Genomic DNA, 18,447 nt, shown 5'->3' on the forward strand with positions numbered 1-18,447 from the left:
GGATATGCACCTGGAACGTATCAGGTTGTCGCGTATGCCGTTGATGGTTCGGGTAATAACCCAAGCTTAGGTGGATCTCCCAAATCATGGACTGTACAAGCACATACCTGGTATAAAATGACCATTGGAAATAAAACTCTCTATATACAAAAACCAGATTCAGCATCATCGAATATGGAAGCGAGAGTAAGTGATAACGGGAGTAGTTATGCCGTCGTATATAATTATACAAACGGCGAGTGGACAAGTAATAACACCTATGCTTCAATTCCTGGGAGTGGCGGCGGAGCAACTGTAACATCATTAGATGAAATTCAGAATGTAAATACTTTAGGTATGTTCGATGATATTATCGTGGATGTAACCGATAAAGTTGATCAAGTAAAGGCAATACTCTTAAATTCCTTAGGATTTGACGAAGCGGCTATGACGACAGCTGACTGGAGAATGGTGAACCTAGGAATCACAACAGGTATAATTGATTCAACTTTCGCTGATCCTAGTCTCTGGAATTGGTTGGTAAATAATAAAAATATAAAAGCATTAGTATTCAAGGTTGCTGGAATAACAGAATTGCAAGCTGAGGATGATTATTATTATATAAAATCTAAAGCTTATACCGAGTATGGTATAATGGTTGCAGCTAGAGTTATTGAATACGGATCAATTGCCGCCGCCGCCGCTGCCTTAACGCAAGCAGGTGTTTCATTTGTAGGTGGTTTAGCTGTATTAGCAGGTTCGGGTGGAACAGGTGCACCTATTGCACTAGCTATTGAGGTTGAATCTGTAGGTGCTTTAGTCGCATCAGGAGTCTGTACACTTGTAGGGTCCGCGGCGGGAGTAGTTGCCGATAAAGCTCAAGCAGCTATGAACTCTGATGAGAGTAAATTTGCAAAATTTGCTGAAGAAGATGAGGAACTTCAAAAGGTTGATAAAAATTATAAAAGAACCTTTTTTGCAGAACATCCTGAACTTGAATTTAATGTAGTAGTACATCATGCTATTGAACAGCAAGTACTTACAAAATATCCCGGATTATTCACGGAATCTGAGATACAGTCATACTCGAATTTAAGAGGAATACCCAAAGAAGTGAATAGCGATATTCATCTTTCTAAAATTCGTAAAGAATGGAATAGATTCTATAGTGCTATTGATGACGGTGATATAGCCTTAACAAAAGAAAATTTCTTAAACAAAGCAGCAGAGATTGACAGATTGTTTGGAAGCAGTTTTAAACCTTCTCGTTAAAAACAGTTATCAAAATATTATCATTTATTACAGCAAATAAAAAAACTATTTATGTAAGAAGAGTCATCTAAATCATAAAATGGGGTGTTAGGTATGAAGTTTTATTTATTGGAACCAGAAGTTCCAGGAGGTATTGGTGAAAACTCCCTATTAACTTATGAAAGTGGAAAGATTAAAGAAGTAGTACATCTTCATTTTGTATTTGAGGGTTGGTTAGGAGATGACTTAGTAACTACGAATCCTTGTTTTATTGTATCAAAAAGACTGGCTGATGCTATATCACGTAGTGATTTAACTGGGTATGTATTTAAAACTGTAGAAGTCAGTACTTCAGAAACTTTTAAAGAATTATATCCCAATAGAACACTTCCAGAATTTAAATGGCTTATTCCATTAGGTGAAGTGGAAATTGACGGTGTAAGTGTAGTTCGATGGTCGGAGCATGACATTTGTCGTAGAAAGTCAAAGTTAGTAGTATCTGAAAAAGCTTTTGTGATATTAAAACAATTTAATATTAATAATTGTGATATAACAGAATTAACTTTAAAGTAATGACTTGCGAAAGATATCATATTGTTAACTGATGAATTTTTATACTTTATCATTTTGAACGAAAAAAGCCTTATAGAAATAAATACTCTAAGAGTCGCTGAAACGCGGCTCTTTTTGTCGTACAGGAGCCACCTAGATATGAAGGGATTAATTACATGAACTTAGAAGTGTTCTATTTTATTTGGTGCTTCTTTATATACTGAAAATCCGACATAACACAAGGAGGAACTACCTTGAAGATTGAAACTATTGCAATTGAGCATATAAACTCTAACGGCTGGAACCCAAATGAAATGGACGATAATATCTATAAATCATTAGTTGAAAGCATTCGTATGCACGGAGTACTGCAGCCGATCCTGATACGGAGTGATATGACAATCGTTAAGGGGGAGAAACGCTGGAAGGCGGCTAAGGAGGCCGGACTTACCGAGCTTACTTGCGTTGTCGTGGAATCAAGCGATGAGGAATCTAAGCTCTTAACGATTAGCCTGAGCCATCTACGCGGCCGGACCAATGAGGAGCTGCTTGCATCGCTGCTGGAGGAGCTTTCAGCTCATTATTCGATTGAGGAGTTGTCACTACAGACTGGTTATCAATTGGACGAGCTTAATCAGTTGCTTCATGGTTTGAACTCGGACACAGAGCTTATTACACCGGTTCAGGAAGATGAGTTCGATGTACAGCGTGCATTGGATGAGATTAAGAAGCCTGAGACTCGATACGGCGATGTGTGGCAGCTAGGAAGGCATATCTTGGTATGTGGAGATGCAACCAAGCTTTCCGATGTTCAGAAGCTCATGGAGGGCGCCAAAGCGGCGCTGGTTGTTACTGACCCACCGTATAATGTGGCCGTTGAGAGTGATTCAGCCAGGTTGGCTGCAGATGGTCGAGGTACAATTATGAATGACGACATGCCCGCAGAGGAGTTTGCGGGCTTTTTAAATAGTGTATTTAATTGTTATGCCTCAGTTATGGACCCAAAGGCTGCCATCTATGTCTTTCATCCTTCTTCGTATCAGCGAGAATTCGAGAACGCGATGAATGCGGCAGGCATCGTTGTTAGATCACAGTGTGTTTGGTCTAAGAACGCTGCTTCCTTTGGCTGGTCCCAGTATCGATACAAACACGAGCCGGTTTTCTACGCGCACTTGAAAGGGAAGTCGCCGGCATGGTATGGGGATAGGAAGCAGACGACTATTTGGAAGGCTGGATTGCCCCAGGAGCTGCCCGAACCTGAATCAATTTGGGAAGTGTCTCGAGGTGACGTCACGAAGTATGTTCATCCAACGCAGAAGCCGCTGGAGCTCCTACAGATTCCGATTGGAAACAGCAGCCAACGCGGTGATATTGTTTTGGACTTCTTTGGCGGGAGTGGATCTACGCTTATGACTTGCGAGCAGATGGACCGGACCTGCAGGACATTAGAGCTGGATCCTGTTTTCTGTGATGTGATTAAGAAGAGATTTCATGAGTGGACAGGGATTGAGCCGGTGCTTATAGTTCGAGTGGAGGCTGCTTAGTTTTAGTGCGTTGATTGAATATCAAACCAACTGGATAAAATAAACATATCGTACATGAGTATAGAATTGAAGAACCAGGGGGATGAAAGGAAAATGAGCATCGAAGAAGGATTACAACAAGTTGAGCAGGGGTTTCAAAAAATATATGAAGCAAATAGTTTGATGAACAATGCATTAAAGCACGCATTTTTATTTACATGGTCATGGTGGTTTGGAATTGCATTAATCATTATACCATGGGCACTTTGGTTTACGTTTGGAAAAAAAGAAAGCATGGGTCGTTTACTTTTAGCAGGCTTTACCTCTATGATTCTCTCCGCTGTCATAGAGAGAATCGCGTTCTCGTTAGGAAAATGGTCATATCCTTTTGAATTAATCCCCTTTTTTCCTGGGGCGTCTATTGTTTTTGATTGGTGCTTATTACCTGTAGCAGTCATGTTTTTTATTCAATTGAAACCCAATATTAATCCCTTTATAAAAGCAATTGTTTTTGGTTTGGTAGGTGCGTTTATTTTAGAACCTATTTTTGAAAAACTTCATTTTTATAACCCTAAAGGTTGGCTTCACACATATGATTTCTTTATTCATTCTTCAATTTTTTTAATCTCATACTGGATAAGTACAATGAATAATTTTGAGAAAACCAAGCCGGATGAAAACGTTAAACGAGAGTATAACATTAATTTTTGGCGTAGAAAAGAAAAAGCACGATAAAAATGTTCGGGAGCAGTTGGCGGCAAACTGCTCCCTTTTTCTAAATATAATATCTTTCTTTGTTATTTGATAATTTTGGAAAAATAAAAATTGCCTTAATGAGAGGCTAATAGTAGAATAGTCCCAATACCTCAATGAGAAGGGACAAGATTGATTTGAACCTAGCAAAATTGACAGAAGAAATTGAGACACTTAGACAACAATTGGTTCAAATGTATTTGGAGGGTATCTCAATGAATAGCGATGTAATCGTATGTAAGTCACAGGAACTCGATATACTATTAAATGAGTTTCATAGTAGTTTAAATAAACACATTTCATAAAAATTTGATCAAGTGTTCTTAGTACTCTTTCGTTCGCATATACTTCTGTCTATAATAAATAGTAGACAAAGGAGGGCGATTTATGACTATGAATTGCTATTTCTGTGTTCAATGTAAACAAATTCATATTAAAAACTATTCAGAGCAAGAGATGATCTTTAAATCGGGCTTCCATTATGTGAATTCAAATTTATTTTATGCTGGCTGCTGTAATATTCAAAATACCTTTTCTGTCCATACCATAGAAGAACAACAATCGAGAAGCAACTCATTCCATTTGGAGTGAGTTTTTTTATTTAAAAAAAGAAGGACGCGCTAACGTCCTTCTCCCACACCGGAACACTATGTAAGAAGAGATTCTATGACTATACCGGGATTAAGGCTGTGCTTTTAGTTCGAACTGTAGCTGCATAATTTCCTTGCAAAACATTTGAGTTTTCAGGGTGAAATAAATCAGGCAATCGAGCAAGCCAATTATCAATGGCTAATGTTTTACCCCTGCCTATATATGTTTGCGATGTGGGATGGTTATCGTGATGTTGGGGGAGCGAAAGTTCCTCTTTCATTTCTTCCGTTCGTATTTGCCGCATATTTGTTAACGGTTGGTATGATTTACTCAACCAAGTTCAGGATCTTCGGAGTTCTGCTTGGTCCGATGTGGTTACCGTTTCTATTCCTTCTCTTCGGTCTTGGAATGGGTATGGCAATTAGAATTATTATTCTTAATTATGTAAATAGGATAAATAGGTAGTTTGACTTGTGTTACGCTAACGCAAACGTTTAATAACAAATAAAAAACCGCCTTTTGAATTGGCGGTTTTTTTTGATGCCTTATATCAATGTAAGTAGAGAATCTATGACTATACTGGGATTGAGGCTGTGCTTTTAGTTCGAACTGAGGTTGCATAGTTCTCGTGCAAAACATTGAACTAGTAGTAATGCAGATTTAATATAGAGAATGTTTTCTGGTAACATATTCATGAAACAAGGTTAACTGCAATGCTGAAAGAGATATTAAGAAGGAGTGTAAGATAGACTGGCGCTAAACGATAGTTGTGTGATATCGGCTGCTGAGGGATCTGTGGACGCAAGTGTCCTTACACGAATACCAATACGATCACCTGCGGAAACATTTAATGATCCAAGATTTAAATTCGTTGCAGTACGGAAAGTACCAGCTGTAATGATATTATTCGGAAACCCGAATCTAACCGAACTAGTCAGCGCAGTTGTCAGGTAAGGTGAAGAAATATGATCAATCCCATTATTAGGAACTGATGGTGCCCGGAATACTGTAAAAACATATTCAAGACCGAGAGTATTGATAGAAACCACAGATGCAACCAATAAATCTGCACTTATTTGTAGGTTTTGAACGGTACCATTAAATGGAATTGGGAAAGCAAAACCACCTGCTTCGGGTGGCATAGTTGATTCTCCAGAACCGTCAATAACTTCAACCGTACTATTACCAAAACCCATTAAAATTGGGGCAGCTGATACTACTGCAGCACCACTAAGAATGATGCCCGTTGAAAATGGAATTAATCCCCCACCTCCTGGCCCTGGAGGTCCTTGAATCCCTTGAGGGCCTTGGGCTCCTTGAAGTCCTTGAGGTCCTTGGGGTCCTTGGGGTCCTTGGGGTCCTACTGGTCCTGCTGGCCCTACTGGTCCTGCTGGCCCTACAGGTCCTGCGGGTCCTACTGGTCCTGCTGGTCCTGTTTCTCCTGTTTCTCCTGCAGGTCCTGCGGGACCTACTGCTCCAGCTGGTCCTGCTGGTCCTGCCGGCCCTACTGGTCCTGCTGGCCCTACAGGTCCTGCGGGTCCTACTGGTCCTGCTGGTCCTGTTTCTCCTGTTTCTCCTGCAGGTCCTGCGGGACCTACTGCTCCAGCTGGTCCTGCTGGTCCTGCTGGCCCTGCTGGCCCTGCTGGCCCTGCTGGCCCTGCTGGCCCTGCTGGCCCTGCTGGCCCTGCTGGCCCTGCTGGCCCTACTGGTCCTGCTGGTCCTGTTTCTCCTGTTTCTCCAGCTGGTCCTGCGGGTCCTACTGGTCCTGCTGGCCCTGCTGGCCCTGCTGGTCCTGCTGCTCCAGCTGCTCCAGCTGGCCCTGCTGGTCCTCTTGGTCCTGTGTCTCCAGCTGGTCCTCTTGCTCCAGCTGGTCCTCTTGGTCCTGTGTCTCCAGCTGGTCCTCTTGGTCCAGCTGGTCCTACTGCTCCAGCTGGCCCTCGTGGTCCTTGTGGTCCAGGAGGGCCGCCGGCAGGTCCGGCAGGGCCTTGAGGTCCAGCGGGGCCAATAACCGTCGGAGTTGTAACATTCACTTTAGGCGGGGGGCATGTTACTCGTACTATTTTTTTAATAACTCGAAGGCGACGCTTCTTTTTATTTCCTTTCGGAGGGCAAACAATTATTGTTTTCTTTTTACAGCGTTTTTTATCATCTTTACAACTCAATAATGACACCTCCCTATAGAGATGGTTCATTGTACGTGAGAAGTTTAATTTAGGGATGGACTACTATCTTTATTAAGTTAGACTAAAGACCATTTATTGTAAAAATAGGCGATCGAGAAGAAGGAATCTATCACAGAACAAGTGGTGTTAAAGGTATTCTAAAATTCTAACTAAATAAAAAGAAGGACGCACTAACGTCCTTCTCAAGCACCGGAACACTCCCGGTGAGATCATGTTTGCCGTGGCCACGGTTATGCGAACGCATGATCTCACATCTATTCTAACGAAAGTTGGGAGTGTTCGCAATTGAAAGATGAAAATACGAACAAAGAGAATGAAGAGCTATTGCTTAAGCATGAACTTGCATTAATCGAAAGTATTCTGGAGTCCAAGTCAAAGTATCGTAAAATCATTCAAGCCGGTATTGCTCGCTGGGTGAAGGACTTTCAGGATGGCCGGATCGAGATTAAGACGGTTGAGGATCTGAAGAAGCTGATTGAGATTGATCTGGAGCTTCAGAAAGAGGTATAGTAGCGACTAGTTCTGAGAGTCAATTTGGCTCTTTTTTTTGTTTGATCACGATTACCGGAGGTGGGTGATATGTAATGCCGAGAGAACGCAGCCCCGACAGGGATAAAGCTAAACAAATATGGCTCGGTAGTAACGGCAAACTGAAACTCAAGGACCTCGCTGCAGAGCTCGGCCTTGGGGAAACTCAAATTCGGAAATGGAAGAGCCAGGATAAATGGGACGATGCCTTGAAAGGTAACGTTACTAATGAAAAGAAAGGTAACGTTACCAAACGAATAGGCGCTCCTTTAGGTAATAAGAATGCTGTCGGAAACAAGGGCGGGGCTCCTAAGGGTAGTAAAAATGCTCTTGGCAACCGAGGCGGTCATGGTGGCCCGCCTGGTAATAAGAAAGCAGTAACCACCGGTGAGTTTGAAACTATTTGGATGGATACGCTTGAAGAAGATGAGCAAGAGCTGGTTCGCCTGGTTGAGACTGACCCAATTAAACAAGCGGATGAAACAATTACTTTACTTTCAATCAGGGAACGCCGTATGCTGCAGCGGATCCAGAATCTTCGAAAGGCATTGTCAGAGAAGCAGCGAAAGGTCCTGCAGGAGAGAATCACTGTGAAGGACGTTCAGACCGTTCATGATGAGAAGACGGGCCAAACCAGAAGCGTGGTTGTACCGATTGATAAGCTGGTGACTACGAAAGTAGAGGAATCAGATATCAGGGTGATTGATGATCTGCTGCGACTTGAAGAAGCCTTGACCCGGGTCCAGGATAAGAAGTTGAAAGCAATCGAGTTAAAGAACCGGTTTATAGATGCAGAACGAGATCTCCGGATTCAAAAGCTCCAAGCTGAAGTTAATACACTGAACAATACTAATATTGTGGATCCAGTCGTATTTAAGGATGACTTACATGAGTGAAGTTAGCCTTCAGCAGACCATTGGTAAGGGATACGTAGATTTCTGGAGGTTCCGTGGCCGGTACCGGGTAATTAAAGGTGGCAGGGGTTCAAAGAAAAGTGTTACAGCAGCGCTTTGGCATATCTATCACATGATGAAGCTGCCACTTGCAAATACGCTTGTAATACGGAAGACATTCAATACACATAAAGATTCTACCTTTGCTCAGCTTAAATGGGCTACACGTCGGTTAGGCGTTGCTCACTTGTGGCAATTCAAGAAAAGCCCTCTCGAGGCAACATATGAGCCGACCGGCCAAAAGATCTTATTCCGCGGCCTTGATGACCCGATGTCTATCACCTCGATTACGGTGGATACGGGGTATTTGTGTTGGGCCTGGTTTGAAGAAGCTTATCAGATATTAAATGAAGACGATTTTGATAAAATTGATATGTCCATCCGTGGGGAACTGCCGGAAGGGTATTTTAAACAACTAACGCTGACTTTTAACCCATGGAATGAACGCCATTGGTTGAAGCAGCGTTTTTTTGATGTGTCGCATCCAAACATCTTAGCTTTAACAACAACGTTTTTATGTAATGAATTCCTGGGGGACGATGACCGGGAGTTATTTGAATGGATGAAGATTCATAAGCCGAAACGTTATCGTGTGGAAGGCGAGGGTAACTGGGGGATTGCGGAAGGTGCTATCTATGAGAATTGGCATGAAGAAGAATTTGAGTGGCGGGATATTGCCAAGCTGCCAGGATATAAAGCCATATTTGGTTTGGATTTTGGTTACACGAATGACCCGAGTGCCTTTGTGGCTGCCCTGGTCAATAAGGACCTGAAGCGAATCTATATCTTCGATGAACACTACGAGGGGGCTATGACCAATGACAAGATCGCAGAGATCATCAAGAAGAAAAGCTACTCGAAAGAAAAGATTATTGCGGATTCTTCGGAGCCTAAGTCCATCGACGAGATTAGGGGTTATGGGATAAATCGGATTCGGGCAGCTGAGAAGGGACCGGACAGCGTGATTAACGGTATTTCGTATCTTCAACAGTATGAAATCATCGTTCATAAGTTTCGTTGTCCAAACGTCAGTATGGAGCTGTCCAGTTATGTGTGGGACCAGGACAAGACCGGGCGCTTCTTGAACAGGCCAATTGATGATTTTAACCATGCCATGGATGCCCTGCGCTATGCTATGGAGCAAATCCGCAAGGGATCTGGTATTTCATTTGATTAATGTGGAGGGAACTGTATGGAAGAGCAGCGATTGCGGCAGGTCATTGAGTTACTTGTCGGTGTTAGCTATAGAGATTGGCAAGTTATAGAACAGACAGTAAACTCCGAGTTCAAACGCCTTGCTAATAAAACTACTTTTGTTGAAGCAGAGCTAACTTCTGAAAACATCTTACTTGAATTAAGGGCGAGGTGAGTGAACATTGACTCCGGATATGCAGACTATTGCAGCCATTCTCCGAGCCGGCGCCGCGTCTGCCATGAGTATTGAGGAAATTATCCATCAGGAAGTCAGCGATTGGCAGAGAGATCCTTTACGTAAACTGATGTTAACTGGTCAGCAATATTACGGACTAGATAATGATGTCTTAAAATATAAGCGGATGACCATCGGGGAAGGCGGTGCTTCTATTGAAGCTACAAATCTGGCTAACAACAAATTACCGCATGGATTCATTCGTAAGCTCGTTGATCAGAAGGTAGGCTATCTGCTTAGTAAGCCACTCAGCATTCAAACTGAAAATACAGCCTATGAAGACTTGTTAAAGGATTTCTTTAATAAGTCTTTTTTGCGCCTATTGCAGTCTGTTGGCCGTGAGGCAATAAACAAAGGGAAAGCTTGGGTTCATATCTACTACAGTCCAGCCGGCAAGCTATCCCTTAAAAGGATTCCTTCTGAGGAGTGTATCCCACTTTGGCGGGATGCTGCTCATACGGAACTCGATGCGCTCATTCGTGTTTATGAGGTTGAGGTGTATGAAGGTAAAACTAAGAAGGTCATCAAAAAAATTGAGTTCTGGGACACGACAGGTGTAAAGAGGTTCGTACTCGATGGTGTAGGCATGACACCTGATATTGAAGCCGGCGATAGTGGTACCCACTTCACACTCGTTGAAGGAGAAGACAAAGAAGTTCCTTTGAATTGGGAAAGGGTTCCCTTCGTCTGCTTTAAATATCATGAGGATGAGCTGCCGCTGGTGAAATTCGTTCAAGCACTGGTAGATGATTATGATCGGAAGAAAAGTGACAACTCGAACAATTTGGATGATCTGCCGAACAGCGTCTATGTCATTAAAAACTATGACGGACAAGACCTTGGAGAGTTTCGGCGAAATCTTTCTGTGTTTCGTGCAGTTAAGGTAATGGATGACGGGGCAGTAGATACACTTTCTTTAGACATCGATACCGAAGCTTACAAGACACATCAAGAAATGAATCGTAAGGATATTTACGAATTCGGACGCGGCGTCGATACGCAGTCTGACAAGTTTGGAAACAGTCCTAGTGGTATTGCTTTAAAGTTTCTATATCAGGATTTGGACCTGGATGCCAACGATATTGAAACGGAATTTCAGGCTAGTCTCGAGCAGCTGCGATGGTTTATTGACACACACCTTGCAAACAGCGGTTTAGGTGACTTCTCAGAGGAATCTGTTGATTTCATTTTGAACCGAGATATCCTCATCAATGAGATGGATACCATCACTAATGCGAAGAACAGCGTGGGTGTGATTTCAGAAGAGACGATTGTAGCTAATCATCCATGGGTGACCAACGCTCAGGATGAAATGAAGAGGCTGGAAGCGGATCGAAAAAAAGCAATGGATGATCTCGCCTATGAAACTAAAATTACTGGTGATTCAGCATGAGGTCAGCAGAGTATTGGGCTCAGCGAATGGAACAGCTGAACGAAGCGCAGCTTGCGAAAGGTGAAGCCTACATCCAGAACATGAAGCGTGAATATGGGAAGGCAATGGCCTCTATTCAGAAGGATATTAATGCTTTTTATCAGCGTTTTGCTAAAAATAATGAAATCGATTTGGCAACTGCTCGTCAGATACTTAAGGCTGGTGAGCTAAAAGAATTTAAATGGTCTGTTGAGGATTACATTAAAGCCGGCCGAGAGAATGCCATAGATCAACGTTGGATGAAGGAATTAGAAAATGCTAGCATCCAAACCCGTATGAGTCGATTAGAGTCTTTGCAAATCCAAATGAGACAGCAGATCGAGTTACTTAGCGCTCATCGTCAGGCAGGAACGAGTACCTTGCTAAATGGCATATATAAGGATAACTACTATAGAAGCATTTTTGAACTACAGAAGGGCGTTGGTTATGGTTCGAGCTTTTCGAAGTTAGATACCAGGCAAATAAATAACCTTCTCGTCACTCCCTGGGCTCCGGATGGCAGTAATTTTAGTCAAAGAATATGGGGAGATCGAGTACGGCTTATCCATGAGCTCCAAACAACCTTGACGCAGGGATTGATCAGAGGGGATTCGTCAGAGAAAATGATTACTCGTCTATCTGAACGAATGGGAGTGTCTCGTGCACGAGCCGAAACTTTAATATTGACGGAGTCAGCATATTTCTCAGGCGCTTCTCGCCGAACTTCATATGTGGAGTTAAGCATTGAGAAATACAGGAATGTGGCTACCCTAGATAAGCGGACATCGGATATTTGTAGGACGATGGACGGAAGTATCTTTCTGGTGTCAGAAGCACGCGCTGGGCTTAACTGTGCTCCATTTCATGCCCGGTGCCGTACAGTAGATATTCCGTATTTCGAGGATAATGTGAAACAGCGGGCAGCTCGAGGAGAAGACGGCAAGACATACGATGTACCCGGCGATATGAATTATGAGCAATGGGCAAAGCAGCACGCGCCGAATGACGCAACAAAGCCTCTAGAGGTTGCTGAAGTGCAGCCGGCCGAAGAGGTCATCAAGAACATCGGCAGAGTGGAGGAGCCGGCTGGCGACTTCAATCGACGATTCAATCCAAGGGCGAGCTATTACGCGGACCTACCAGATGTCTCCGATGAGGTAGGTGAGAAGCTGGCGAACATCAATCGTGAAATTGCTCGCGAAGGCGGGAAGACAGGAAACGAACAGCTAGTCATCTTGGACAGGACGACCGGTGATGAATTAGTTCGTGTAGCTGGCACAAATAATAATGTCAAAATGTCCGAGGATATGGACAAACTTCTGCGGGCTGCTGATGATCGATCCGTCATTCTTACCCATAATCATCCGAAGGGTACCAGGGTAAATGTGAAAGACGCTGTGAACCTTGCGTTGTATCAATCGATTAGCGATATTGTTGCAGTTGGTCATGACGGCGGCGTCAGCTTCATCAGCGCCCAGGAAAAAAGCATCGACTTTACCGCGATGCTGGCATTGATCAAAAAAATTTTTATTCGGGTAGAGACTCAGTTACAAACCGATAAAGAATATGCTATGATGTCAAAAACAGCACAACCGCTTTACTTCGATTACCTAGTATTACAGGAGCTCGTTTTAGAAATGGGGTGGATTTATGGCGAAGACTTCAAAGCAACAAAAGATTATCCGAGAATATGAGGATGGTCCGCTTATTCCTGACTTTACTAAGAAGGGTACGGACTTTGCCGATGATCTTCTAAAGCAGATGGGACTTCCTCCACTTACAGAAGATCAGCGAAAGCAATTCGAAAAACTTGATAAGGACTAAAAAGCACTCAGCCTATGCGCCGGGTGCTTTTTATTTTGGGCCTTTCATATTTACAAAAACTACCGGGCACAACCGGGACAAAAAGTGAGGATGAATCACATGGAATGGTTAAAGCAGCTTTTGAAACAGCAGGGACTAAGCGATGAGCAAATCGCGGCGATTGTCGGAGGCGTAGAGTCCAATTATAAAGGGTGGGTACCTGAGCACCGCTTCAAGGAAGTAAACGATGCGAAAAAGGCTTCCGAGGACGCTCTGAAGGACCGTGACAAGCAACTCGAGGACCTGAAAAAATCAGCCGGTGATAGCACAGCTCTTCAAGATCAGATTGCTCAGCTACAGTCTGACAATAAAGCCGCCTCAAACAAATATGAGGCTGATTTAAAAGAGCTTCGCATTACTTCAGCCATTAAGATGGCCATAACCGGTAAGGTTCATGATCCGGATATGGTAATTGGTTTATTGGATAAGAGCAAAGTTGAGATCGATGATGCCGGTAATCTGAAAAGTGGCCTTGAAGAACAAGTGAAAGCCCTGCAAACGAGCAAGGCTTTTTTGTTTGTTCCTGAAAAATCAGGCCAGCAGTTATTTAAGGGGATGGCCCCTGCTGAGGGCAGAGAAAAAGGGGGAGGAGGTGGAGATGATCAGAGCAATATTGGAAAGCGGCTGGCTGAACAGGTAGCAAAACAGGGTGAGGCTCTAGATAAAGCCCGGGAGTCATACTTTCAATAATTTAATGGAGGTCATGTAGATGAAATATACCGAAACGATTTATACGAACAACAAAAAAGAAATCTTAAAGTTCCCGGATCATTATGTAAATCTTGCAGTAACGGTGGATGACACGGGGATTGTTGCTAACGCAGATGGCAAAAAAATAGTACCGGCCGGCACCATCATCGGGAATGGCATTTTGACTGATATTACGAAAAAGGCTAAGAAGGCTGTCACAACGACCGGTGTTTCTAATGCTGAAGGTGTATTGTTCACTGATGTTGATGTTACTTACGGACCTGCTGCAGGCGCTATGCTAATTCATGGTTTTATCGATTTAGCTAAACTTCCTGTTGCACCAACGCCAGAGGAAATCACCGCCCTCAAACAAATTGCATTCTTGAAATAAGAAAGGAGATCTAATAAATGCCTACAATTTTTGATTTAATCAATGCTAAAAACATTGCTACTTATTATGAGACTAACACATCAAACGCCATTCCTTATCTGGGGGCTACCTTATTTCCGGCAAAGAAGCAGCTGGGTCTTGATCTTAAGTGGATTAAAGGTTCGAAGGGGTTACCAGTTGCTCTGCTACCTTCCGCTTTTGATGCTAAGGCCACTCTACGTGATCGAATTGGATTCAAGAAAATTGAAACTGAAATGCCGTTCTTCCGCGAAGCAATGCGCATTGGCGAGAAGGATCGCCAAGAACTTAATAGGTTAGCTGCAAGTGACAATGAGAGCTATCTTATGCCGCTAATCACAAATATTTACGACGATGTAACAAACCTTGTGGGCGGTGCACTGGTGAATCCGGAGAGAATGATTATGCAGCTGCTTTCCACAGGGAAAATCAGTATTGTAGCTAATCGCTTGAACTATGATTACGACTACAAGATGCCAGCTAACCATACAGTAACATTAACGAGTACGGACAAGTGGAGTGATCCAACAGCAGATATTGTCGGGGACATCAAAACATGGCAGGATACGGTTGAAGACGATACCGGTGTACGACCGCTTAATGCAATCTGCACCCGGAAGACTTGGAATTTCATCCTTTCAAACACGGCTATTCGTTTAGATATGAATCCTCTAGGCGGTCAAAACATTATTATGACGGATGCCCTCATGAAGCAGTGTCTACAGAACAAATTAGGTGTTTCCATTGCAGTTTATAATAAAAAGTTTGGTTTGCAGGACGGCAGCAGCAACTTGTTTTATCCGGACGACTATTTCACTTTGATTCCTGAGGGCACACTTGGAAATACGTATTATGGAACCACACCTGAGGAGTCTGATTTAATGTCGGGCAGTACCTCAGCGGATGTGTCTATTGTTAATACCGGTGTTGCCATTACTACGATTAAAGAGCCGCATCCAGTGAACGTTGAAACGATCGTGTCTGCGATTACTTTACCTTCTTTCGAACGAATCGATCAAATCTTTATTGCAAAAGTAAATTAATTCAAAGGGGACTGAACACCAAATGACTGTTAAATCTCAAGAAGAAAAACCAAAGACCGTCAGGGTAAAGTTCAAGCAAAACGTTAAATACCGCGGTGCTTACTATAGTGCTGGGACAACACTGGAGGTCCTGACTGAGGATAAAAGGGCTCTCTTGAAGGATGGGGTAATCACTTCTGGTGCTGATGAAGATGTCGATGACGATCAATGACTATGTAAGCAAACTTAAAGAACTGCTCGATATTCCTATTGAGGATATCAGTAAAGATGCCCGGTTAATCTTTACGATTGAGACAGTGATTCAAGGAATACTCACTTGGTGCAATATCTCAACAATACCGCAGGAGCTCGAACGTGTTGTTCTTCAAATTTCTGAGGATCAGTATAGGTCAAAGTACGTTACTGAATTTGAACAGGCAGAACAAGCCTTGCAGAGTGTTAAGCGAGGCGATGTAACAACAACTTTCGGAACTGCAAAGTCTCTGGTTAAGGCAGGGCCAGGCGCTTCCTTCGTTCAGCAATATGAAAGCCAGCTTAGAGCGTTTAAGAAACTGAGGTGGTAAGATCATGGGTTTTGGTAAGGTTTCTGTAGAACGCTCGGCAATAGAAAAGACGTATGAAGGACTTTGTACGATAACTGAATTTCAGACCATGAAGGATCCGTTCACAAAGATCACGGGCCAACAGAAGGTTATCGTTTTGGAGAATGAGCCATGTGCGTTATCCCAAACATCACTGCCGGGTTCAATGAGTACTGGTACTGATACCACAATTAATTTTGATGCGAAATTGTTCATCTCTCCGGATATAACGATCAACGCTGGGTGTGAGATCCGCGTTATACAGAATGGCATGGATTTAAAGTTTGAACAAGTTGGTCTTCCATTCCGTTACGCTACACATCAGGAGCTCATGCTAAAACAAATGGACCGCGCATGAGTCGATTGGGTGATTTTAGTTTTGAAGGTTTAAAGGATTTTAAGAAGGGTCTGGATATTTTAGGTGAGCTTGCCCCAAAGTTTTTTGAGGATTGCATTAATGAGTTGGCTGCGAGACTACTAGCCAAGACGATCGCACGCACACCGGTGGACACAGGCTTACTGCGACGAAGTTGGACTATAGGACAGATTGTTCAAATACCAACGGGGATTGAAGTAGAAGTTATTAATCCGGTCGAGTATGCAAGATATGTAGAATATGGGCATAGGACCAGAAATCATAAAGGATGGGTAGAAGGACGGTTCATGCTCACAATATCTATTGAAGAGCTAGAACGTGAAATGCCGGCTATTCTCGAGAGCAAGCTGGAGCAGTTTTTGAAAAGGCATTTAAGGTGGTAGGTTGATGGAGGATCTAATTCTAAAAGGTATCGTTTCTCGCTTGAATGAGATCGATTCTACAGTTCCCATCTATACAGAACAAATCAAGCAGGGCTTTTCTCAGCCCGCTTTTTTTGTTTTGCAGATCAACAGCAGCGAGGACAAAGGGCTCAATCGTCGTTCGGTCCGCTCGCTGCTTTTTGATATTCATTACTTTCCGAGTCGGGACAGCCTGACGCAAAAGGCAGACTGCCGGCAGGTCGCTGAGCAGCTTTATGAACCGTTTAGGTACATTGAGACTGTGGGCGGCGTGGTACGGTCATTCAATGCGCGTCATGAGGTTATAGAGGACGTGCTGCACTTCTTTATTAGCATGAACGTTCCTCTGTTCATACCGAAACCGGAAGTACAGAAGATACAGAAGATTGAGGAGAAGGAGGCGCTGAAGTTTGGCAAAAAAGCAGGAAGTTGAAGAATCAACAACCGCAGCACCGACATTCAGTAAAGATCAATTTCTGAATTCCAAGTCCTACACCGGACTGCAAAAGGATGTCATCCGGGCGGTGCTGGATGCAGGGGTGATGTATACGCGGGAACAGGTCGATGCGATTATCGATCAATTCAATCGAAAGGAAGTGCAATAAATGGCCGGTGGAACATGGTCATCACAGAATAAGATTCGCCCAGGTAATTATTTTAACTTCGCTACTAGCGGCACGCTTGGCGGTCTAGGCGCTCGTGGTATCGTTAGTATGGCGCTTGCGTTGAGCTGGGGACCTGCTAAACAGATTTTGACCATCAATGCAGGCGACAACATTAAAAGTCTTTTAGGATACGACATCACAGATCCTAAGATGCTGTTAGTCAGAGAGGCATTGAAGCGTTCTAAGACGCTTTTACTGTATCGTTTGGCGGATGGTACTAAAGGTACTGTGACTGCGGGCAATCTGACGGCTACGGCTAAGTACAGCGGTCTGAGAGGTAATGACCTTTCAATCGTAGTTCAGGCGAATGTCGATGATGTCTCTAAATTTGATGTGCGTACTCTTCTGGGATACGAAGAAGTGGACAAACAAACGGTCGCGACAGTCGCTGGTCTTGTGGCGAATGATTGGGTAGTTTGGACCGGTTCCGGTGCATTGACTCAAACCGCAGGATCTAAATTGACCGGCGGCGCTGATGGTTCCGTCATTAATGGCGACCACACAAGCTATCTGAGTGCAATCGAACTAGAAGAGTTCAGCGTGATCGCGTTGACTTCTACAGATCCCACTCTGAAAGCTCTGTACACGTCGTTTGCAGCCCGCTTGCGTGATGATGAAGGCACAAAAATTCAAGTCGTAATGGAAAACTATCCTACAGCGGATTACGAAGGCGTGATCAGCGTCAAAAACGGCGTCGTTTTGGCAGATGGTGCGGTCCTTACGGCTGCTCAGGCTACTGCATGGGTAGCAGGTGCCACAGCTTCCGCGCAGGTCAATGAGTCCCTGACTCGTACAGCTTACGACGGAGCAATCGACGTAACGCCTCGCTATACGAATTCGCAGATTGAAGCTGCACTCGTCAATGGTGAATTCCTGTTTACTCAGAATCAAGGTCGAGCACTTGTCGAACAGGATATCAATTCATTTACAAGCTTCGCGCCGGATAAGGACAAGCGTTTCGCTAAAAACCGTGTTATCCGCGTTCTGGATGCGATCAATAACGATCTGAAGACGGTTGCGGATAGCTTTTACATCGGCAAGGTTGATAATGACTCAGACGGTCGAAACCTTCTGAAAAACGAGTACGTGAAGTACCTGGAAGGATTGCAGGCGCTCGGAGCTCTACAGAACTTCGACTCGCAAGCAGATATCACAATCGTACAGGGTGATGAATCTGACGCGGTATATGCTCAGTATTACGTTCAGCCGGTTGATTCGATTGAGAAAATATATAACAAAGTGTGGGTGAAGTAGAATGTCTTTTCT

At 43.6% G+C, this 18,447-nt stretch carries 23 protein-coding genes and 1 pseudogene; 22 read left to right on the top strand and 2 right to left on the bottom strand.

The window, feature by feature from the left end:
- From J2X61_RS27390 to J2X61_RS36495, 5 genes and pseudogenes are all read left to right on the top strand, one after another.
- Window positions 1-1,251, top strand: a pseudogene (locus J2X61_RS27390) (hypothetical protein); the annotation flags it as partial.
- 93 nt (window positions 1,252-1,344) lie between these two features.
- Entirely contained in the window at window positions 1,345-1,803 is a 459-nt protein-coding gene (locus J2X61_RS27395) for a hypothetical protein (RefSeq protein WP_310192410.1), read from the top strand.
- Between the two features lie 233 nt (window positions 1,804-2,036).
- Window positions 2,037-3,326 (top strand): DNA methyltransferase, encoded by a 1,290-nt coding sequence (locus J2X61_RS27400; RefSeq protein ID WP_310192413.1) that lies wholly within the window; start codon window positions 2,037-2,039, stop codon window positions 3,324-3,326.
- Between the two features lie 93 nt (window positions 3,327-3,419).
- Window positions 3,420-4,040 carry a CBO0543 family protein gene (locus tag J2X61_RS27405; protein WP_310192416.1) on the top strand — a complete coding sequence of 207 codons (621 nt, stop codon included), beginning with the start codon at window positions 3,420-3,422 and terminating at the stop codon, window positions 4,038-4,040.
- Between the two features lie 134 nt (window positions 4,041-4,174).
- Entirely contained in the window at window positions 4,175-4,363 is a 189-nt protein-coding gene (locus J2X61_RS36495; RefSeq protein ID WP_396135514.1) for a Spo0E family sporulation regulatory protein-aspartic acid phosphatase, read from the top strand.
- 365 nt (window positions 4,364-4,728) lie between these two features.
- Here J2X61_RS36495 and J2X61_RS27410 read toward each other — a convergent pair whose 3' ends face one another.
- Both J2X61_RS27410 and J2X61_RS27415 read right to left on the bottom strand, forming a co-directional pair.
- Window positions 4,729-4,929, bottom strand: a complete 201-nt coding sequence (locus J2X61_RS27410) for a hypothetical protein (protein WP_310192420.1) — start codon at window positions 4,927-4,929, stop codon at window positions 4,729-4,731.
- Between the two features lie 448 nt (window positions 4,930-5,377).
- Window positions 5,378-5,845, bottom strand: a complete 468-nt coding sequence (locus J2X61_RS27415) for a hypothetical protein (RefSeq protein WP_310192422.1) — start codon at window positions 5,843-5,845, stop codon at window positions 5,378-5,380.
- A 50-nt stretch (window positions 5,846-5,895) separates the two neighbouring features.
- Between J2X61_RS27415 and J2X61_RS27420 the strand changes: the two genes are divergently transcribed.
- From J2X61_RS27420 to J2X61_RS27500, 17 genes are all read left to right on the top strand, one after another.
- Window positions 5,896-6,657 carry a hypothetical protein gene (locus J2X61_RS27420; RefSeq protein WP_310192423.1) on the top strand — a complete coding sequence of 254 codons (762 nt, stop codon included), beginning with the start codon at window positions 5,896-5,898 and terminating at the stop codon, window positions 6,655-6,657.
- A gap of 460 nt (window positions 6,658-7,117) precedes the next feature.
- On the top strand, window positions 7,118-7,342 hold the full coding sequence (locus J2X61_RS27425; RefSeq protein WP_310192426.1) for a hypothetical protein: 225 nt from the start codon (window positions 7,118-7,120) through the stop codon (window positions 7,340-7,342).
- 74 nt (window positions 7,343-7,416) lie between these two features.
- Complete coding sequence (gene terS / locus J2X61_RS27430) at window positions 7,417-8,256, top strand: phage terminase small subunit (RefSeq protein ID WP_310192429.1); 840 nt, start codon at window positions 7,417-7,419, stop codon at window positions 8,254-8,256.
- The gene (locus tag J2X61_RS27435; protein WP_310192431.1) at window positions 8,249-9,490 is read left to right on the top strand and encodes a PBSX family phage terminase large subunit; all 1,242 of its coding nucleotides are present in this window, start codon (window positions 8,249-8,251) and stop codon (window positions 9,488-9,490) included. The genes terS and J2X61_RS27435 overlap by 8 nt, the downstream gene beginning before the upstream one ends.
- A gap of 15 nt (window positions 9,491-9,505) precedes the next feature.
- Window positions 9,506-9,682, top strand: coding sequence for a hypothetical protein (locus tag J2X61_RS27440; protein WP_310192433.1), 177 nt, complete (start codon window positions 9,506-9,508; stop codon window positions 9,680-9,682).
- 7 nt (window positions 9,683-9,689) lie between these two features.
- Complete coding sequence (locus J2X61_RS27445) at window positions 9,690-11,135, top strand: phage portal protein (RefSeq protein ID WP_310192435.1); 1,446 nt, start codon at window positions 9,690-9,692, stop codon at window positions 11,133-11,135.
- Between the two features lie 26 nt (window positions 11,136-11,161).
- On the top strand, window positions 11,162-12,847 hold the full coding sequence (locus J2X61_RS27450; protein WP_310192438.1) for a minor capsid protein: 1,686 nt from the start codon (window positions 11,162-11,164) through the stop codon (window positions 12,845-12,847).
- 229 nt (window positions 12,848-13,076) lie between these two features.
- A complete protein-coding gene (locus J2X61_RS27455; protein ID WP_310192441.1) occupies window positions 13,077-13,706 on the top strand; it encodes a phage scaffolding protein in 630 nt (209 codons plus the stop codon).
- A gap of 19 nt (window positions 13,707-13,725) precedes the next feature.
- Window positions 13,726-14,097: a hypothetical protein gene (locus J2X61_RS27460; protein WP_310192444.1), complete on the top strand. Its 372-nt coding sequence runs from the start codon at window positions 13,726-13,728 to the stop codon at window positions 14,095-14,097.
- 17 nt (window positions 14,098-14,114) lie between these two features.
- The gene (locus J2X61_RS27465; RefSeq protein ID WP_310192447.1) at window positions 14,115-15,158 is read left to right on the top strand and encodes a major capsid protein; all 1,044 of its coding nucleotides are present in this window, start codon (window positions 14,115-14,117) and stop codon (window positions 15,156-15,158) included.
- Between the two features lie 22 nt (window positions 15,159-15,180).
- Complete coding sequence (locus tag J2X61_RS27470; RefSeq protein ID WP_310192450.1) at window positions 15,181-15,369, top strand: DUF7210 family protein; 189 nt, start codon at window positions 15,181-15,183, stop codon at window positions 15,367-15,369.
- Window positions 15,338-15,721: a head-tail connector protein gene (locus tag J2X61_RS27475; RefSeq protein ID WP_310192452.1), complete on the top strand. Its 384-nt coding sequence runs from the start codon at window positions 15,338-15,340 to the stop codon at window positions 15,719-15,721. The genes J2X61_RS27470 and J2X61_RS27475 overlap by 32 nt, the downstream gene beginning before the upstream one ends.
- 4 nt (window positions 15,722-15,725) lie before the next feature.
- On the top strand, window positions 15,726-16,097 hold the full coding sequence (locus tag J2X61_RS27480) for an ABC transporter ATP-binding protein (protein WP_310192454.1): 372 nt from the start codon (window positions 15,726-15,728) through the stop codon (window positions 16,095-16,097).
- Window positions 16,094-16,498, top strand: coding sequence for an HK97 gp10 family phage protein (locus J2X61_RS27485; protein ID WP_310192456.1), 405 nt, complete (start codon window positions 16,094-16,096; stop codon window positions 16,496-16,498). The genes J2X61_RS27480 and J2X61_RS27485 overlap by 4 nt, the downstream gene beginning before the upstream one ends.
- A gap of 4 nt (window positions 16,499-16,502) precedes the next feature.
- Window positions 16,503-16,949, top strand: coding sequence for a phage tail terminator family protein (locus J2X61_RS27490; protein ID WP_310192458.1), 447 nt, complete (start codon window positions 16,503-16,505; stop codon window positions 16,947-16,949).
- On the top strand, window positions 16,927-17,121 hold the full coding sequence (locus J2X61_RS27495; protein WP_310192461.1) for a hypothetical protein: 195 nt from the start codon (window positions 16,927-16,929) through the stop codon (window positions 17,119-17,121). The genes J2X61_RS27490 and J2X61_RS27495 overlap by 23 nt, the downstream gene beginning before the upstream one ends.
- Window positions 17,122-18,435: a phage tail sheath family protein gene (locus J2X61_RS27500; RefSeq protein WP_310192464.1), complete on the top strand. Its 1,314-nt coding sequence runs from the start codon at window positions 17,122-17,124 to the stop codon at window positions 18,433-18,435. It abuts the gene before it with no gap.
- Window positions 18,436-18,447 lie beyond the last annotated feature (12 nt).

The organism is Bacillus sp. 3255 (genome assembly GCF_031456485.1).
Classification (GTDB): domain Bacteria; phylum Bacillota; class Bacilli; order Paenibacillales; family NBRC-103111; genus Paenibacillus_E.

What these genes read in the sequence shown, in the direction of transcription:
- J2X61_RS27395 (WP_310192410.1), top strand. Translation starts at nt 1,345, where the DNA reads ATGAAGTTTTATTTATTGGAACCAGAAGTTCCAGGAGGTATTGGTGAA.
- J2X61_RS27405 (WP_310192416.1), top strand. Translation starts at nt 3,420, where the DNA reads ATGAGCATCGAAGAAGGATTACAACAAGTTGAGCAGGGGTTTCAAAAA.
- J2X61_RS36495 (WP_396135514.1), top strand. Translation starts at nt 4,175, where the DNA reads ATGAGAAGGGACAAGATTGATTTGAACCTAGCAAAATTGACAGAAGAA.
- J2X61_RS27410 (WP_310192420.1), bottom strand. Translation starts at nt 4,929, where the DNA reads ATGAAAGAGGAACTTTCGCTCCCCCAACATCACGATAACCATCCCACA.
- J2X61_RS27415 (WP_310192422.1), bottom strand. Translation starts at nt 5,845, where the DNA reads ATGGGTTTTGGTAATAGTACGGTTGAAGTTATTGACGGTTCTGGAGAA.
- terS (WP_310192429.1), top strand. Translation starts at nt 7,417, where the DNA reads ATGCCGAGAGAACGCAGCCCCGACAGGGATAAAGCTAAACAAATATGG.
- J2X61_RS27435 (WP_310192431.1), top strand. Translation starts at nt 8,249, where the DNA reads ATGAGTGAAGTTAGCCTTCAGCAGACCATTGGTAAGGGATACGTAGAT.
- J2X61_RS27440 (WP_310192433.1), top strand. Translation starts at nt 9,506, where the DNA reads ATGGAAGAGCAGCGATTGCGGCAGGTCATTGAGTTACTTGTCGGTGTT.
- J2X61_RS27450 (WP_310192438.1), top strand. Translation starts at nt 11,162, where the DNA reads ATGGAACAGCTGAACGAAGCGCAGCTTGCGAAAGGTGAAGCCTACATC.
- J2X61_RS27455 (WP_310192441.1), top strand. Translation starts at nt 13,077, where the DNA reads ATGGAATGGTTAAAGCAGCTTTTGAAACAGCAGGGACTAAGCGATGAG.
- J2X61_RS27460 (WP_310192444.1), top strand. Translation starts at nt 13,726, where the DNA reads ATGAAATATACCGAAACGATTTATACGAACAACAAAAAAGAAATCTTA.
- J2X61_RS27465 (WP_310192447.1), top strand. Translation starts at nt 14,115, where the DNA reads ATGCCTACAATTTTTGATTTAATCAATGCTAAAAACATTGCTACTTAT.
- J2X61_RS27470 (WP_310192450.1), top strand. Translation starts at nt 15,181, where the DNA reads ATGACTGTTAAATCTCAAGAAGAAAAACCAAAGACCGTCAGGGTAAAG.
- J2X61_RS27480 (WP_310192454.1), top strand. Translation starts at nt 15,726, where the DNA reads ATGGGTTTTGGTAAGGTTTCTGTAGAACGCTCGGCAATAGAAAAGACG.
- J2X61_RS27485 (WP_310192456.1), top strand. Translation starts at nt 16,094, where the DNA reads ATGAGTCGATTGGGTGATTTTAGTTTTGAAGGTTTAAAGGATTTTAAG.
- J2X61_RS27490 (WP_310192458.1), top strand. Translation starts at nt 16,503, where the DNA reads ATGGAGGATCTAATTCTAAAAGGTATCGTTTCTCGCTTGAATGAGATC.
- J2X61_RS27500 (WP_310192464.1), top strand. Translation starts at nt 17,122, where the DNA reads ATGGCCGGTGGAACATGGTCATCACAGAATAAGATTCGCCCAGGTAAT.